Origin of the sequence: Corallococcus praedator (assembly GCF_003612125.1) — a bacterium.
Taxonomy (GTDB): Bacteria; Myxococcota; Myxococcia; order Myxococcales; family Myxococcaceae; genus Corallococcus; species Corallococcus praedator.
The window spans coordinates 1-16,307 of sequence record NZ_RAWI01000209.1; the positions used below are offsets into that span (position 1 = coordinate 1).

At 67.7% G+C, this 16,307-nt stretch carries 16 protein-coding genes and 1 pseudogene; 10 read left to right on the forward strand and 7 right to left on the reverse strand.

Annotated features, from left to right (window positions below; all coding sequences use genetic code 11):
• On the forward strand, window positions 1-215 hold a 215-nt coding region (locus tag D7Y13_RS24440), incomplete at its 5' end, for a hypothetical protein (protein WP_439329238.1).
• A gap of 9 nt (window positions 216-224) precedes the next feature.
• On the forward strand, window positions 225-1,388 hold the full coding sequence (locus tag D7Y13_RS24445; RefSeq protein ID WP_120585159.1) for an acyl-CoA dehydrogenase family protein: 1,164 nt from the start codon (window positions 225-227) through the stop codon (window positions 1,386-1,388).
• A 104-nt stretch (window positions 1,389-1,492) separates the two neighbouring features.
• Here the strand turns inward: D7Y13_RS24445 and D7Y13_RS24450 are convergent, their stop codons facing one another.
• Together D7Y13_RS24450 and D7Y13_RS24455 are read right to left on the reverse strand one after the other, a co-directional pair.
• Entirely contained in the window at window positions 1,493-2,215 is a 723-nt protein-coding gene (locus D7Y13_RS24450; protein WP_120630787.1) for a hypothetical protein, read from the reverse strand.
• Between the two features lie 347 nt (window positions 2,216-2,562).
• Window positions 2,563-3,180, reverse strand: a complete 618-nt coding sequence (locus tag D7Y13_RS24455; protein ID WP_120630788.1) for a hypothetical protein — start codon at window positions 3,178-3,180, stop codon at window positions 2,563-2,565.
• A gap of 229 nt (window positions 3,181-3,409) precedes the next feature.
• Here D7Y13_RS24455 and D7Y13_RS24460 point away from each other — a divergent pair, with 229 nt between their 5' ends.
• The 6 genes from D7Y13_RS24460 (at window position 3,410) to D7Y13_RS24485 (ending at window position 11,042) form a co-directional block, all read left to right on the forward strand.
• On the forward strand, window positions 3,410-3,673 hold the full coding sequence (locus tag D7Y13_RS24460) for a hypothetical protein (RefSeq protein WP_120585156.1): 264 nt from the start codon (window positions 3,410-3,412) through the stop codon (window positions 3,671-3,673).
• 146 nt (window positions 3,674-3,819) lie between these two features.
• Window positions 3,820-5,028 (forward strand): FAD-dependent monooxygenase, encoded by a 1,209-nt coding sequence (locus D7Y13_RS24465; RefSeq protein ID WP_120585155.1) that lies wholly within the window; start codon window positions 3,820-3,822, stop codon window positions 5,026-5,028.
• Between the two features lie 103 nt (window positions 5,029-5,131).
• Window positions 5,132-6,280 (forward strand): BMP family lipoprotein, encoded by a 1,149-nt coding sequence (locus D7Y13_RS24470; protein WP_120585154.1) that lies wholly within the window; start codon window positions 5,132-5,134, stop codon window positions 6,278-6,280.
• Window positions 6,281-6,440: 160 nt separating this feature from the next.
• Window positions 6,441-8,888: an isoamylase gene (locus D7Y13_RS24475; RefSeq protein WP_120585153.1), complete on the forward strand. Its 2,448-nt coding sequence runs from the start codon at window positions 6,441-6,443 to the stop codon at window positions 8,886-8,888.
• 180 nt (window positions 8,889-9,068) lie between these two features.
• Window positions 9,069-10,277 (forward strand): alpha/beta hydrolase family protein, encoded by a 1,209-nt coding sequence (locus D7Y13_RS24480; RefSeq protein WP_120537237.1) that lies wholly within the window; start codon window positions 9,069-9,071, stop codon window positions 10,275-10,277.
• Window positions 10,278-10,361: 84 nt separating this feature from the next.
• The gene (locus D7Y13_RS24485; protein ID WP_233595822.1) at window positions 10,362-11,042 is read left to right on the forward strand and encodes a pentapeptide repeat-containing protein; all 681 of its coding nucleotides are present in this window, start codon (window positions 10,362-10,364) and stop codon (window positions 11,040-11,042) included.
• A 7-nt stretch (window positions 11,043-11,049) separates the two neighbouring features.
• On the opposite strand, the gene D7Y13_RS24490 is transcribed toward D7Y13_RS24485, so the two are convergent.
• Window positions 11,050-11,586, reverse strand: coding sequence for a hypothetical protein (locus tag D7Y13_RS24490; RefSeq protein WP_120585152.1), 537 nt, complete (start codon window positions 11,584-11,586; stop codon window positions 11,050-11,052).
• A 709-nt stretch (window positions 11,587-12,295) separates the two neighbouring features.
• Here D7Y13_RS24490 and D7Y13_RS24495 point away from each other — a divergent pair.
• Together D7Y13_RS24495 and D7Y13_RS45305 are read left to right on the forward strand one after the other, a co-directional pair.
• Window positions 12,296-12,886, forward strand: a complete 591-nt coding sequence (locus D7Y13_RS24495; RefSeq protein ID WP_147444443.1) for a hypothetical protein — start codon at window positions 12,296-12,298, stop codon at window positions 12,884-12,886.
• A gap of 26 nt (window positions 12,887-12,912) precedes the next feature.
• Window positions 12,913-13,854 carry an MvdC/MvdD family ATP grasp protein gene (locus D7Y13_RS45305; protein WP_147444442.1) on the forward strand — a complete coding sequence of 314 codons (942 nt, stop codon included), beginning with the start codon at window positions 12,913-12,915 and terminating at the stop codon, window positions 13,852-13,854.
• Here the strand turns inward: D7Y13_RS45305 and D7Y13_RS47170 are convergent.
• The 4 genes and pseudogenes from D7Y13_RS47170 to D7Y13_RS24520 form a co-directional block, all read right to left on the reverse strand.
• Window positions 13,852-14,056: pseudogene (locus D7Y13_RS47170) on the reverse strand (transposase); the annotation flags it as partial. The gene D7Y13_RS45305 and the pseudogene D7Y13_RS47170 sit on opposite strands and share 3 nt — an antisense overlap.
• A gap of 146 nt (window positions 14,057-14,202) precedes the next feature.
• Window positions 14,203-15,270: a molybdenum ABC transporter ATP-binding protein gene (modC, locus tag D7Y13_RS24510; protein ID WP_120585149.1), complete on the reverse strand. Its 1,068-nt coding sequence runs from the start codon at window positions 15,268-15,270 to the stop codon at window positions 14,203-14,205.
• Between the two features lie 49 nt (window positions 15,271-15,319).
• Window positions 15,320-15,997, reverse strand: coding sequence for a molybdate ABC transporter permease subunit (gene modB, locus D7Y13_RS24515; RefSeq protein ID WP_120585148.1), 678 nt, complete (start codon window positions 15,995-15,997; stop codon window positions 15,320-15,322).
• Window positions 15,997-16,307: molybdate ABC transporter substrate-binding protein (locus D7Y13_RS24520; RefSeq protein ID WP_158626166.1), on the reverse strand; the 311-nt coding region annotated here is incomplete at its 5' end. The genes modB and D7Y13_RS24520, both read right to left, overlap by 1 nt.

The window sequence follows — 16,307 nt, forward strand, 5'->3', positions numbered from 1 at the left end:
AGCGCTCAGAACTCAACTGCATGGATCATCTGTGGCGCCCCCTGAAGCAACGCGTTTCCGCCAACCGTCAGTACCCCACGGTCGAGCAGCACGTCGGCGCCGCCATCCGCTGGGTGCTGGGCCTTTCGGCCCAGGACGCCCTCCGCAAGGCGGGCTGCCTCGCCGAGGGCTTCTGGCTACGCGATTTGTTAGAGAACTTCTGGCGACCTACTTAGGCTCCCCGCATGACGGACCTCACGCCCCCCGTGCACCCGCTGCTCACCACCGCCCAGGCACTGTTCCCCCGCCTGTCCGCGCGCTCCGACGAAATCGAGAACGCCCGCAGGCTGCCACCGGACCTGGCCGCGGAGCTGGCCCGGGAAGGCTTCTTCCGGATGATGATTCCGCTGTCGCTGGGCGGGCTGGAGCTGCACCCGGCCCTGTCCTTCCGGATCATCGAAGCGCTGGCGAAGGCGGACGGCGCCACGGGCTGGTGCGTGATGATTGGCGCCTCCACCGCGCTGACGTCCGCGTGGCTGCCCGAGCCCGTGGCCCAGGCCGTATACGGCGCGCCGGACGCCATCACTGGCGGCATGGCGGCGCCCATCGGCCGCGCCGAGCGTGTCGAGGGCGGCTACCGCGTCACGGGGCGCTGGTCCTGGGTGAGCGGCGGGCAGCACAGCCAATGGCTGGTGGGAGGCGCGGTGGTGACGGAGGGTGGCAAGCCCCTCATGGTGGCCGAGGGGATCCCCGAGACGCGCCTGTGCTTCTTCCCGGCCCAGAGCGTGGTGCTGCACGACACCTGGTTCGCGTCCGGCCTGTGCGGCACGGGCAGCCTGGACATGGAGGTGAAGGACCTCTTCGTGCCAGAGGCGTATGTCTTCTCGCTCTTCGGCCCGCGGCGCGTCAACGCGCCCCTCTACGGCTTCCCCTTCGGCCTGCTGGGAATGGGAATCCCGGCGGTGGCGCTGGGCATCGCCCGCCGCGCCATCGACGAGTTCATCGCGCTGTCCCACCAGAAGACGCTGGTGCTGGAGCGCCGCCAGCTGGCCGCGCGCCCCGCGGCCCAGGAAGCCGTCGCCGTCGCCGAGGCCACCGTGCGCTCCGCACGCGCCTTCGTCCTGGAGGCCCTCAACGCCCTCTACGACGAGTCCACGCGGGGCCCCGTCTCCCTCCACTCCCGCGCCGAGCTGCGATTGGCGATGACACACGCCACCCGCGGCGCCGCGCGCGCCGTGGATGGCTTGTACGAGGCCGCGGGCGGCAGCGCTGTCTTCCGCTCAAGCCCCCTCCAGCGCTGCTTCCGGGACGTCCACGTCGCCACCCAGCACGCCATGGTGGCCCCCCCCACCCTGGAGCTCACCGGCGGCCTGCTGCTGGGGCTCGACCTGCCGGCCCCCACGCTGTAGCGATCCGCACGACACACCGGATGAAGGCCTTCCCCGGGATGTAACGCATCACCCCGGGACAGGGCCGAACCCGACAAGGTCCGAGCCCGTCCTGGGCCAGAAGCTCAGAAGTTGGCCTGGAAGCAGAGGAAGTTGCCGCCCGTGAAGTAGTAGGCCGTCGAGAGGGTGGTCGCCGTCGCTTCGGTGCAGAGGCTGACAATCAGCTCGGCACGCTCCCGGTTGTCTCCCGTCACGGTGTAGTCAGCGCCACGCACGTCCTGGGTTCCTTCCCGGACCGTGCCCGCCACCAGCACCCGGAAGAAGCCATTCAAGTCCCCCTTGGTCATCGGGAAGGGCACGCTGGAATACGCCGAGAACGCCACCTTCACGAGCTTGGGCGTCGCCGTTCCGCAGAGGACCGTGTCCGTCGAGACGCTCACCCGACGGGCGGCGTAGAGGATGGGGCCCGTGGTGCCCAGCATGTCCTTGTTCGGGAAGTTCTCGTAGTTCAGGCACTGGGGCTGCCAGAGCGGCGTGCACACGTTCGAGCTGCAGAAGTGCGTGCCGTAGTCGCAGTTCGACTGTCCTTCGCCCGTGCAGGCAGCGCCGGTGTCGCCCCTCACCTTGCAGTGCCCCGACGCGGTATCGCAGCGCTGCCCCTCACCGCACGCTTCGTCCGCGGTGCACCTCGGGATGCACACCGCGTCCGGGATCGAGCACACCCGGTCGGAGGTGCCCTCGTCGGCGTTGCACAGGACATCCGTCGAGCACTGGCACACCTTCCGGGAGTCCGAGGGGCTCAGCACGTCGCAGGTCTTCGCGGTGTCCGGACAGTCCATGCTGCTCATGCAGGTCCGCACACATACCTTCGCGGTGGGATGACAGAGCTCCGAAGCAAGACAGTCCGCATCCAGGGTGCACGTGCCGTCATCGAGGCCGCCATCAGCACCTCCGTCGATACCGGCGTCAAGGCCTGCATCGATACCCGCGTCAACGCCTGCGTCGTTCCCCGCATCGGTGCCGGTGTCGATATCGGAAGCGGGACATCCCGCCACCATCCCAGCCATCACGACGAGCATCCACCCGAGCGTCCAATGTTTCATGCTGCTTCCCCCTGGAGCGTGCATACAGCGATCCTGCCCGACTGCTATCACATGTTCAGCACGGGCGAAGTTCGAGGAAACGAACGTTCGAATCAGCTTCCGGGCGCAGGGGACACGCCGGCCCACTGGAACGGACCGACCACGCTCAACACCGCACGCCTGTTGCGGCGCCACGCCACGTACAGCGCGAAACCATAGAGGAGCCCTGACACGGGACGCTGCGTGGCCTCGTAGGCAGGGCCCCGCACGACGAGCGTCGAGGTGTTGAGGATCTCGATGACCAGGACCTCCTCGCGGGACATCGCATCCCCCATGTCTGGCGAAAAGAACTGATGGATGGGGCTGTCATGGGCCCTGTCGAACACACGCGAACTCACGCGGCGGGGCCGACTCTCGGACTCCGCCTTGCTGCGTGCTTTCACCTCCGGCACGCGCGCGGCTCCCAGCGCCAGATACGTCAACAGCACCGCGAGCACCTGGTAGACGAGCCCTCCGCGGCCCTCCGAGCCCTTGAACACGGCGGTGCCCACCATCCATCCCACCAGGATGAGGAGGAGGCCCATGTTGTAGCCCGTCAGGCCCACCCCGCAATACACCGCCACCCCGGCGATGGCCGCGCCAAAGCCAAACGCTCCCGCCTTCAGGACACGCAGCGCCTTCGAACCTCCTGTGCTCGCCGCCTCCACCTCCTTCCGACATTTCGGGCACATCAGGCGGTCATTCACCTGGAAGTAGGCTCGGACAATCGGAAGCTGACAGGCAGTGCACCGGAGCAGGGCCCGCGCCCCAGCGGGGTCGGACTGAAGCGGAGCGGCTGCGGAGTTCCGCGAAGAAGCAGGTTCGGTCATGAGCAGGGTTCTGGGAGCAGGAGGAGACAGTGCGACCAAGCTAACAGAAGCTCCCGCCAGCCCCGCCAACAGTGGCCCCACGCAGTGCGCCATGGACGCGACGAATGGCCACGTCCTGCCCCTGCCCGCGGGCGGCGAAGACACCCCATTGCTCCAGCTCGCCTTCCGCCCAGACAGTCTGGTACTGCGCGCCCTCTGGAGGGCCAGCGCCTGGGGCGAACCCGACGCCTGTGCCCTTCAGGATTTCGTCATCGAGGCAGGCCAGTTCCGTTCGCTGAAGAAAGAAGTCCTCCCCGGCATCTGCCCGGAGATGAACTCCGAGACCGGCGAATCGACAGGTGAGCTGTACTGGTAGGCAGCCCCACCACCTCCCTCTGTCCTGTCAGGAATGCAGGCTCGCGCTTTCAGACAGCATCCTCCCCAGGGATGGAGCCGTAGCATGCGCCCCATGTCCGTCAGGTCCCGCCGAGGGTGGGGCTCATGCCGGGGTGGGGGAATGACATGAAGATCGCATGTGTCGGCGGTGGCCCTGCGGGGCTGTATTTCTCCATCCTGGCCAAGCTGTCCAACAGCCAGCACGACGTCACCGTCCTCGAGCGCAACGCGCCGGGCGTGACGTATGGCTGGGGCGTCGTGTTCTGGGATGACCTGCTCCGCGACCTCCAACGCAATGACCCCGTGAGCGCGCGGGAGATCGACGCGGAAGCGTGCCGCTGGGACACCCAGGAGGTGCACCTCCGCGGCGAGACGGCGGCCCGCATTGGCGCGTATGGCTTCAGCCTGGGACGCGACCGCCTGCTCGAAATCCTCACCCGGAGGGCAAAGGGGCTCGGGGTGGAGATCCGCTACCAGTACGACGTCCAGGACCTGTCCGCGTTCGCGGACGCGGACCTCATCGTCGCCTGCGATGGCGTCAACAGCCGGCTCCGCCAGCAGCACGCCAGCCACTTCCAGCCCCGGTTGGAGGAGGGCAAGAACAAGTACATCTGGCTGGGGACCAACAAGGTCTTCGACGCCTTCACCTTCGCCTTCGAGGAGACCTCCGCCGGCTGGCTCTGGTTCCACGCCTACCGCTTCAACAACGAGACCAGCACCTGCATCGTCGAGTGCCAGCAGGCGACCTGGGACGCGTTGGGCTTCGACACGATGGGGCCGGACGAAACCCTCCGGAAACTGGAAGGCATCTTCAAGCGCCAGCTCGTGGGCCACTCCCTGTTCAACCAGCTGCGCGGGCTGGGCAAGGCGCCGTGGCTCCACTTCAAGCGCATCACCAACGAGCGCTGGTACCACGGCAAGGTCGCGCTCATGGGTGACGCGGCCCACACCACCCACTTCTCGATTGGCTCGGGGACGAAGCTGGCCATCCAGGATGCCATCTCGCTGGCCCGGCAACTGCGGGAACACGCGCACCTGCCCACCGCGCTCCAGGCGTATGACGAAGAGCGGCGCGCCGCCCTGGTCGCCATCCAGCTCGCGGCGCGCAGCAGCTCCGAGTGGTTCGAGAACGTCCCCAGCTACATCGACCAGAGCACGACGCCGTTCGCCCATGCCCTGCTGAACCGTCGCGGCAGCTCGGTGTGGAGCTACCTGCTCCTCCTGGCCAGTCAGCAACCCTCCCTGCGGGGCGTGCTGCGCGGACTCCATGCCTCCCGCAGATGGGTCCGTTCGCAGCAGCGTGAAAGCGAGAACGGCCAGGCCCGCGTCACCTGACCGCGGACCGCGAACACGCCTCCGTCGCAGGGTTGGGATTGCCGTTGCCATCGGCGTCGCGTTCCGGAAGCGGTGGCGGCGGCGTGGTAGACACGGCGATGACATGAGCCCGTCCCGACACATCCTCTGCCTCGCCCTGTGCCTGCTGGCGGCCTCCCCGGGTTGCAAGAAGGAGCAGCCCTCCACGACGCCCCCCGTCACGGAGGCGCGGCCTTCCGGCGACACGTCCACCGTCGGGCTCGTCCTGGGACTGGGCGGCCGTGGCGACCATGCCTTCAACGACTCCGCGCTGCGGGGACTGGAGCTCTGGGCGGCGGGAGTGAAGTACGAGAAGGCCGGCTACGAGGCGGCGTCCACCCCTGAGCGCCTGTCCTCGCTGGGAGCCGACCTGGGCGCACGCGCCCCGGAGCTGGCCCCGCTGGGCATCACCCCCGTCGTCCTCCAGAGCCGGGTGGCCGAGGACTACGAGCCCAACCTCCAGCTGCTGGCCGACCAGCAGGTGTCCCTGGCGATGGGCGTGGGCTTCATGCTGGAGAACGCGGTGGAGCAGGTGGCCCGGCGCAACCCGAAGCTGCCCTTCCTCCTGGTGGACAGCCCGCTCCTGGACGCGCAGGGCCGTGCGCTCACCCTCCCCAACGTGCGCACCGTCATCTTCCGCGAGGAGGAGGGCTGCTTCCTCGCGGGAGCCCTGGCCGGACTGGTGACGAAGACGGGCCAGGTGGGAATGGTGGGCGGCATGAAGATTCCCCTCGTGCAGCGCTACGAGGCCGGCTTCCGGGCGGGCGTGGCCGCGACGAATCCAAAGGCCACCGTGCTCGTCAACTACACCGGCAGCTTCACCGACTTCGCCCTGGGCAAGCAGGTGGGACAGGACCTGCTGCTCAAGAACACGGACGTCCTCTTCGCCGCCGCGGGCGTGGATGGGCTGGGCGCCATCCAGGCCGTGAAGGAGGCGCGCGACGCGGGACAGCCCGTGTATGTCATTGGCGTGGATTCAGACCCGTCACACCTGGCGCCCCGGGCGGTGCTCTCCGCCGTCATCAAGCGCGTGGACCTGGTGGTGTACGAGGCCATCCGCGACCAGCGTCAGGGACGCCTCCAGGGCGGCAATCTCTCCCTGGGGCTGAAAGAAGGGGGCATTGCCCTGTCCCCCGTGCGGCTGGACTTCCCGGGGAAGGAAGAGGCGCTGCGCACGCTGGACGCGCTCCGCGCCCGCATCATCTCCGGTGAGCTCAAGGTACCCCTTCCCTGACGCACCGGGCCAAGGCCGGTGGAGGCTGATGACGCACGGACGACATCCGCGGGGAGGCAGGCGGTTGACTTGGACGTCACCGGGGTGCTGAACCGAATGGCCCCGGGCAGTCGCGGGCCCGGCGGGCTTGCCCTCGCTTGCCGCGTCTGGAGCCACATCCATGATGACCCCTCCTCGTCGTCACCGCCGGAGCCCCTGGCTCTCGCGGTGGCAGCCCCTCCTCGCCGCGGGCCTCGCTTCGGCGATGGTCTCCTGCGCCGCATCGGACACGCCGGACGAAGCAGTTCCCCCTGAAGCGCCCGCCATCGCGGACACGGCCCAGCAGGAGCAGGAGCTGCTCACCTGGACCCTGGGCGCGAAGTACGACGCCACGCAGGCCAACATCGACTTCCGCGTGTTCTCCTCGCGCGCTACGCGCATCGAGGTGTGGATCTACAAGACGCCCCTGGGTGCGCAGGAGGTCTTGAAGTACGTGATGGTGAAGGACACCGCGACCAACATCTGGTCCAAGTCCGTCTCCGTCGCCACGCTGAAGAACGCCACCAACAACATCACCGGGCCCGTCTACTACGGCTACCGGGCGTGGGGGCCCAACTGGCCCTACGACGCGGCCTGGACGAAGGCGAACAACACGGTGGGCTTCATCTCCGACGTGGACGCCCAGGGCAACCGCTTCAACCCGAACAAGCTCCTGTGGGACCCGTACGCGCTGGAGCTGAGCCACGACCCGGTCAACGCCCTGTCCACCTCCCAGGACGCCACGGTGTTCGCCTCCGGCCCGTTGCACCGCTACAAGGACAGCGGCGCGCGCGCCCCCAAGGGCATCGTGCTGCCCCCGGACGCCACCGCCACCGGCACCAAGCCCACGCGCGCCTTCAAGGACGACGTCGTCTATGAGGTGCACCTGCGCGGCCTGACGAAGCAGGACACCGGCTCCGGGCTGGATGCCAACTGCCTGGGCACCTACAAGACGGCGGGCCAGAAGGCCGCGGCGCTGGCGGCGCTGGGCGTCACGGCGGTGGAGTTCCTGCCGCTGCACGAGACGGACAACGACAACAACGACTACGTGCCCACCGGACAGTCCCCCAGCACCACGGGCGACAACTACTGGGGGTACATGAACCTCAGCTACTTCGCGCCGGACCGCCGCTATGCGTGCGACAAGTCCGCGGGCGGCCCCACGCGCGAGTTCAAGGCGATGGTGAAGGCCTTCCACGACGCGGGCATCAAGGTGCTGGTGGACGTGGTCTACAACCACACGGGCGAAGGCGGCGCGTGGATCAGCGGCAACTCCAGCACGTACAACGTCATGACGTACCGGGGCCTGGACAACCCCACGTACTACAGCCTCACGGCGGACAAGCAGTTCAACTGGGACAACACCGGCGTGGGCGGCAACTTCAACACGTTCAACCCCACGGCCCAGAACGTCATCCTCCATTCGCTGTCGTACTGGAAGGACACGCTGGGCGTGGACGGCTTCCGCTTCGACCTGGCGTCGGTGCTGGGCAACACCGTGGAGCACGGCGGCTTCAACTACGACCGCGACAACGCGGGCACGGCGCTCAATAAAATCGTCACCCTGTTGGACCCCCGTCCGGACGCGGGCGGCGCGGGCACGGACTTCATCGCGGAGCCCTGGGCCATTGGCGGCAACTCCTACCAGGTGGGCAACTTCCCGGCGAAGTGGAAGGAGTGGAACGGCATCTTCCGCGACACCTTCCGCAAGGACCAGAACCAGATGGGCGGGGAGGCGGTGACGCCGGGGCAGTTGGCCACGCGCTTCACGGGCTCGTCGGACCTGTATGGGGATGACGGCCGCAAGCCGGGCGCGTCGGTGAACTTCATGGTGGCCCACGACGGCATGACCCTGAAGGACCTGTACTCGTGCAACAGCAAGAACAACAACCAGGCGTGGCCCTACGGCCCGTCCGACGGCGGCGAGGACAGCAACCACAGCTGGGACCAGGGTGGCGTCGCGACCGCCCAGCGACAGGCCGCGCGCAACGGCATCGCGTTCATGATGCTGAGCGCGGGCGTGCCCATGATGACGGGCGGCGATGAGTTCCTGCGCTCGCAGAATTGCAACAACAACGTCTACAACCTGGATTCGAACCAGAACTGGCTGAACTATTCGTGGAGCACGGACCAGTCCAACTTCCGCGCGTTCACCCAGGGCCTCATCGCGTTCCGCAAGGCGCACCCGGCGCTGCGTCCGGCCAACTTCTACAGCGGCTCGGACACCAACGGGAACGTGATGGAGCAGCACCGCTGGTTCAAGCCGGACGGCACGGTGCCCAACGCGGCGTACTTCGACGACGCGGGCAACCACGCGCTGGCCTACCGCATCGACGCGACGGAGTTCTCCGGGGAGACGGTGGGCGCCATCTACGTCGCCTACAACGGCTGGTCCGGCAACGTGACGTTCACCCTGCCGTGGCCGGGCACGGGCCGGAAGTGGTACCGCGTGACGGACACCTGTTCGTGGATTGAGAGCCGGGGCGCCAGCCAGGTGCTGCTCAACCCGGGCACCGCGGACGATATGGGCGGCGAGAACGCGACCTATGGCCTGTGCGGCCGGGGCACGCTGGTGCTGGTGGCGAAGTAGTTTGAAGCCGGGAGGATCCGGTGCCCCTGTCGCGGGCCCGGGTCCTCGCGGTGCGTCTTCAGGCAACCGGCCATGTTGCCCGGGGCAGCTGGCGGTTCGTGGGGGGAGCCGAGCGCAGGGTGCGGGAAGGAGCAGGCATCGCCACTCCTCTTCGTCGGGGCGGATTGCCACCCTTCGGGGATGAAGCGCTACTTCGAGGATGAGGGGTTCGAGTTCGCCCGCCTGAGCCTGCTCGGAGCCTCCTACCGGGGCCTGTCGGACGTGGGAGAGGTCCTCGTCACGCTCGACAGGATTCCGGACGGGGACCGGGAAGCGTGGGTGCGGGAGTTCACCGCGTTGGCGGAGCGACTGGAGGAACAGGCCCACGCCAGCGCCGTCGCCAGACATCACATCAGCGCCCGCTCCGCGTATCTGCGCGCGAGCACCTATTTCGACGAGGCCTCGTCCTGTGCGCCCGGCACGTCGGATCCCGAGCGCTTCAGCACGCTGTGGCGGCGTCACCGCGAGTGCTGGGATGAGGCCACCACGCGCTTCGAGCCCCCCGTGGAGCGGGTGGCCATCCCGTATGAAGGCACCCGACTGGAAGGCTATTTCTTCCGTCCGGCGCACCGGAGCGCGGCCCCCCGGCCGACGCTCATCCTGAACAACGGCAGCGACGGGCCGGTGACCTCCATGTGGAAGGACGGCGGCGCGGCGGCCTTGGAGAGGGGCTGGAATGCGCTCGCCTTCGACGGTCCGGGACAGGGCGCCGCGCTGCACCGGCAGAAGCTGGCGTTCCGGCCTGACTGGGAGCGGGTCATCACGCCCGTGGTGGACTGGCTGCTCACCTGGCCCGACGTGGATCCGCGACGCATCGTGCTCCAGGGGGTGAGTCAGGCCGGCTACATGGTGCCTCGCGCGGTCGCGTTCGAGCACCGGATCGCCGCCGCGATCGCGGACCCCGGGGTGTTGAGGGTGGGGGATTCGTGGACCGCGCACCTGCCCCCGGAGCTGAAGCTGCTGCTCGATGCCAACGAGCAGGAGGCGTTCGACGGGTATCTGGCGATGGGCCTGAGACAGTCGCCCTCGGAGCAGGCCGGGTTGATGTGGCGCATGGCTCCCTACGGAACGCAATCCCCGTTCGAGGCGTTCAAGGCGGCGGAGGCCATGCGGCTCGATGCGGAGACGCTCGCGAAGATTGAGTGCCCCGTGCTGATCACCTCGCCCGACCACGAGCAGTTCTGGCCGGGACAGTCGGAGGAACTGCACACCGCGTTGGGGTCCTCCACGCTCTCCCGGTTCACCGAGGACGAGGGCGCCAGTTGGCACTGCGAGCCCGCGGCGATGGCGCTGCGCGATGAGCGCGTCTTCGACTGGTTGGAGCACACCCTGCACACCGGCACCGCGTGACGGACGGCTTCATGCGGGCTGCGACGTCGCCGGGCGCCCGGTATAAGGCGTGCCGCGCACCCGGCATCCCCGCCAGGAAGGACCGTGCTTTCCGTGACCGTGGAAGAGGACAAGGTGGCCGCGTTGCTGCGGCGGTTCAAGGATGAGGACTCGTTCGAGCGGGAGACGTTTGGAGAGCTGGACCTCCAGGGCGTCGACCTGAGCGGCAAGGAGTTCTACCGGTGCACCTTCCAGGACTGCCAGTTGCAGGAGGGCCGGTGGAAGGACAGCCTCCTGGAGGCGTGTGTCTTCCGGGGCTGCAACCTCACGCGCGCGAACTTCAACGCCATCCGACTGCGGGACGTGCGCTTCGAGGGCTCGAAGCTGATGGGCATTGACTGGACGGGCGTGGCGTCGAACCCCGAGGTGATGTTCGAGGAGTGCAGCCTGCCCTACAGCTCGTTCGTGGGGCTGGGCCTGCGGCAGACGTCGTTCGTGCGCTGCGTGGCCCGGGAGGCGAACTTCTTCGACACGGACCTGACGGACGCGGACTTCACCGGAGCGGACCTCACCGGCAGCAACTTTCGCGGCTGCACGCTGACCCGGACCGACTTCACCGGGGCGACGGGCCTTCAGCTCGACCCCGCGCGCAACAAGCTGAAGGACACCCGCGTGCCCAATGAGACGGCGATGTCCCTGGCCCATTCGCTGGGGATGCTCGTGGAGGGCTACCACGCGAAGCCAGCGGGACGCGGTGGGGCGAAGAAGGTGGGGACGAAGCGTTGAGTGGAAGCTACGGCGCGTCGGTCACGCTCACGCGCCGGCTCGGGGCGACGTTCCATCGGGCTGGCAGGTCCGCTTCGCAGAAGGCGCAGACGAACCACTGCTCCTTCACCAGGTTGAGCTCACCGCAGCGCGAACAGCGCCGGAAGACAATCTCGTGGGTGAAGCCCGTGCGCCCACCGAGGCCCGCTCTGGACAGGGCGTGAGCCACCGCCGGCCAGCAGGAGGTGTCCGGGCAATACCCGGTCGACTGGTTCGAGACCTCCGCGACGTCCCAACCCCGCGCTGTCCTCCGGAAGTGAAGCTCTCCTGCCGCCAGCACCTCCTCGCCGCCCGCGCAGGCCACGTGCTCGGACCGACGCGGCGCCAGCCGGAGGCACCCCGACAGGTCCACGACGTAGGTCGTTCCCTCGTGAACCGCCTCCGGGTGGCCGTGCAGCCAGCGGTCGAGTTCCTCCGCCGAGCGGATGGATGCGCCGACAGGATGTGACACCACGGCGCGGCGAATCGCCTCGGGCCCGACGTACGCGTAAGCCTCCAGCTCCATCCCACTTCTCCTGCTGGGAGCGTAACAGTCAACGGAGCGCGATTCTCGACCGGCCTGTGGGTAGGCATGCGCTGGCCGGGTGGGGAAGTGGCAGGGACCCGCTCCGTTCGGCCTTGTGTGCGTAAGGACTCAACGAACAATCACGATTCTCCCACGGGCTCAGGCGGCCCGGCGGAGATCGGCCCGACGCAGGCGTGGACCGGCCGTGCGCTGAGCTTGCACACAGCCATGCAGGGGGGCACGCGGTCCATCAGCCGGCTCATGGTGCGGCAGCGGGGGTTGCGGGTGACGTTGGCATGCAGGTCCAGCCCCACGCGCTCGATGCAATTGGCGTCGGGGAAGTACGGCGGATGGGAGTAGCCCGGTTACATGGAGCAGGCCCACGAACGACCTCGGCGGCACTCACCGCGCCGCTCCAAAGCGACCTGCTGGGCATTCAGAGCGCCCGGGGCGCCGCTCGTGCATCTTCCGGCACCCAAGGGTCGGACAGCAGGTCGACGACAAGGACATTGGCTGCATGTCCCCTTGCGCCCATCCGCCTCATTCAATCCATGGCCCCTGGGCCTGCAGTTGTCATCACAGACCCCAGGGCACAGCTTCACAAATGAAGGGAACACCCCCATCGGCAGATTCAGCTCCCTGTAGGCAGCACGCGTCCCCCATGCGCCCGCTCCCCCGGCAGCGCATGTCTTTTCATCAAGGAGAACCCATGGATCCCAAAGGCAAGAAACTGGCCCGTGGCGACCTCGAATCCCTCACATCATTTCAAGCCGGAAAAATGCAAGGCATTGAGTTCGCCGGACTCCTGGTTCGAGAAGAAGAGGACGCGGTCTACATCGCCGACCCGCAAGGAACCTGGATGATTCCTCGTGACAGTATCCTGAAGTTGGGTCCCTGGGAGGGCGCCCACTGCGTCCCGGAGGACATGCGTGCCGCCGGCAAGCCCATACGGGTCGCCTTGAAGGAAGAATCGATGTTCTATGAAATCAGGCCCTGGCGCGTGTCTTCTGGCCCCGCTTCGGGGAGCTCGTCTCCGCCCATGACGAGTGACGACGTGCGCCAGATCTTCTCAATCGCCACCGGAAAGCTCCCTGTCACCGAGGGTGGATTTCGTGGCGAAATGCAACTTCGACGCCTTGAGAGGCAGCTCAGCCGTCGATTGGGGTTCAACCCTGATATCTGCTCGGATCCCACCGCATTCACTGGCGGTGGAATCGTAGGCGCTGCTGGGTCCTCAGGCACAAGCGATGAGGGTGCGGATGGCGGGACGACCAAGCCCGACACGGACACCGACTTCTAACAAACCCTTTCACCACGCCATGTGACATGCAAATCTCCCGCTGCGATGTCATCATCTTCGCTCCGATGAATGACCTGCATGCACATGCGGTCATCACGCATCTCAAACACGGTGGCGGCACGGTGGCGCTGGCTTCCCTGCGGCACCTCATCAAGAACGACGCACTGTCGATTCATGGCAATCATGCATACACGTCGACCCTCCGGGTAGGCGATACGCACCTCGAACTTGACCGCGCCAAGGCGATCTGGTGGCGACGTCCAGAGAATCCGCTCGGTCGTCCTGACGGCAATCCCGAGACCTGGTTCAAGCACCAAGAGTGGCAATCCTTCATCTTCTCTCTTGAAGCAGCCTGCGCCTCCAGGTGGATCAACCTGCCGTCGAAGCAGTGGTTCGCCAACCGCAAGGCCTTACAGATGGCGCTTGCGAACAAGCTCGGACTGCGTACTCCGGCAACACTGATGACGAACGACGCCACTCAAGTGCGTCAGTTCAGGGAGCGGTTTCGGAGAACGATCTACAAGGCAATGGGAGAGACCGCTCACGAGAATACAGCGACCCGCTTTCTCTCGGATGAAGACATGGCCCGGCTTGACAGCCTGTCCAACTGTCCAGCGATCTTCCAGGAGTTCATCGACGCCAGATTCGACATTCGCGTGACGGTCGTCGGGAACCGGGTGTTCGCCGTTCGCATCGACTCCCAGAGCGGCCAGTCGACCCTGGACTGGCGCTTCGATCATTCAGTGGCGTTCGAACTCTTTGAGCTTGAACCCAGCATTGAAGCATCTGTTCTGCTTCTGCTGCGAGAACTTGGGCTGACCTACGGCGCAATCGACATGCGGCAAACCCCTGAAGGGGAGTACGTCTTCCTCGAAGTCAATCCTGCCGGGCAGTATCTGTTCGCCGAACTGTTGACGGGGGCGCCCATCAGCGAAGCGATGGCACAAGAACTCCTCCTGGGTCACTAACTTCTGCATGAGCCGGCAGCGCACCTGGGCGTCCCCAGGCCGCGCCGGACATGCACTGCAGCAGTGGTTGGCACAGGGCTTCCGTCTGCGCGGGGGCCTGGGCCAGTCGTGCCGCCATGGGCTCGATGCTTTTGCGCTCTCCGTCCAGCAGGAGGCCTGTGACGTAACCGCCCAGTGCGCGCCGGCGCTCCGTGCGCCACATTCCTACGGTCGTCGCGTCCAAGTACTCGGAGAACTCTCAGTCGAGCGTGTGCAGTTGCGCGGGCGTCATACCGCATCAACACGGGGCTGCCCGGCCCGATGCATCTGACCAAGGAGTGTTCGTGCTGGGAGTGTGACAGTCTGCGGTCAGGCCCTTCCTACGAGCCGGCGGCAGGAAGCTGACTTCACCGCGAGGTACACGCGCAGGCCCGGCGCGATGGACAGCTCGCGCACGGCGGCGTGCGTGAGGCGCACCACCCAGCGCACTCCCGCCACGTCCACCTGGGTCGCACACTCGCCTGAGCCTGCGTCCTCCACCTTCGCCACGGTGCCTTCCAACACGTTGCGCGCGGAGACGCCGGTCAGCGGTCCCGTGGACAGGAGGATGTCTTCCGCCGGCACCGCGTAGGTGGCCTTGGTTCCCGCGGGAACGTCTGGCGCCTCTGGCACCCAGAGCGACAGTCCTTCGTTGATGCGCAGCCGCGTGCCTCCGGCCTTGGGATGCTCCAGCGTGCCTTCCAGGATGTTCTCCTCGGGCTCGCCGGTGAGCAGTCCGCGCGCCGTCGTTCCCAGCACCGTGTCCGCTGGTCCGACGGCTCGCACCGCGCCGCCGTCCAGGAGCAGGGCTTCGTGGGCCAGCACCCGCGCTTCGCCCAGTTGATGGGTGACGTACAGCAAGGGCACGCGGGCCTCGTCACGCACGCGCAGCAGGTAGGGCAACACGCGTTCCTTCAATGCGATGTCCAGCGCGGCCAGCGGCTCATCCAGCAGCAGCAGCGCGGGGTCCGTGGCGAGCGCGCGGGCCAGGGCGACGCGCTGCTTCTCTCCTCCCGACAGCGTGACCGGGTAGCGATGCAGCAGCGGTTCCAATTCCAGCAGGTGCACCGCTTCATCCACGCGCGACGGTCGCCCGGGGCGTGCACCGAAGCGCACGTTCTGCCCGGCGGTGAGGTGCGGGAAGAGCAGCGCGTCCTGGGGCACGTAGCCCATGCGTCGGGACTCGGGAGGCACGTCCACGCCCCTGTCGCTGTCCAGCAGCACGCGCTCGTCCACCACCACGCGCCCCGTCGCGCCACGCCGCAGGCCCGCGAGCACTTCCAGCAGCGAGGTCTTCCCGGAACCTGAACGCCCCAGCACCGCCACGGAGGCGGAGGTGAACCGTGCCTCGACCTTCAGCGTGAAGCGCGCCAGCGGGAGGCGCAGCGACAGTTTCATCACGGGCGCGTGCCTTCCGTGGGCTTCCGCATCGCGGAGACATGAACCGTCACGCGAGTCCTCGCGCGCCGCGCCGCCGCGTCACGGCCTCCGTCACGTACATGACCCCGAACGCGAGCACCACCGCCACCCCCGCGAGCTTCAGCGCCTCCGCGTCCTGGCCTGTCTGCGTGCGATGGAAGATGGCCAGCGACAGCGTCTGCGTGCGCCCCGGGATGTTGCCCGCGACCAGCACCGTCGCGCCGAACTCGCCCAGCGCCCGGGAGAACGCGAGCAGCGCGCCCGTGAGCACCCCGCGCCATGCGAGCGGCAACGTCACCCGGAAGAAGGCCTGCGTGCGCGTGCTCCCCAACGTGCGCGCCACCGCCACCAGTCTTGGATCCACTTCCTCGAAGCCCGCGCGCGCGGAGCGCACCAGCAGCGGGAACGCCATCACCGCGCTCGCCAGCACCACCGCCTTGGGCGTGAACACCACCTCCACGCCCACCGCGTCCAGCATCCGACCCAGCACCGAGTCCCGCGCCAGCAGCTCCAGCAGCACCAGGCCCACCGCCGTCGGAGGCAGCACCAGCGGCAGCGCCAGCACCGTCTCCATCACGCCCCGCCCCGGCCCCTTCCAGCGCGCCAGCGCGTACGCCGCCGCCACGCCCGGCACCAGGATGAGCGCCGTGGACAGCGCCGCCACCGCCACCGTGAACAGGACCAGCCCGGTCAGCCCCTCCTCCATCACGGCGAACGCTGCCCCTTCGGCGCTCGCGTCACGCCCGCGTCCGGCACCGGCCCCGCATCAGGCACGGACCTCGGTTCCACCCTCCCCGGCGTGACCCGCCTCACCGCCTGGAACCCCCGCTTCCGGAACTCGGCCCACGCGACATCCGTCCGGAGGAAGCGCACGAACGCCAGCCCTCCCTTCGGCGACTTGCCCTGCGTCAGCGCTGCCGCCGGATACACGATGCGCGGCGATTCCGCACCCGGCACATCGAGCGCCACGCGCACCTTCTTGGATTGCAGCGCGTCCGTCACGTACACCACCCCCG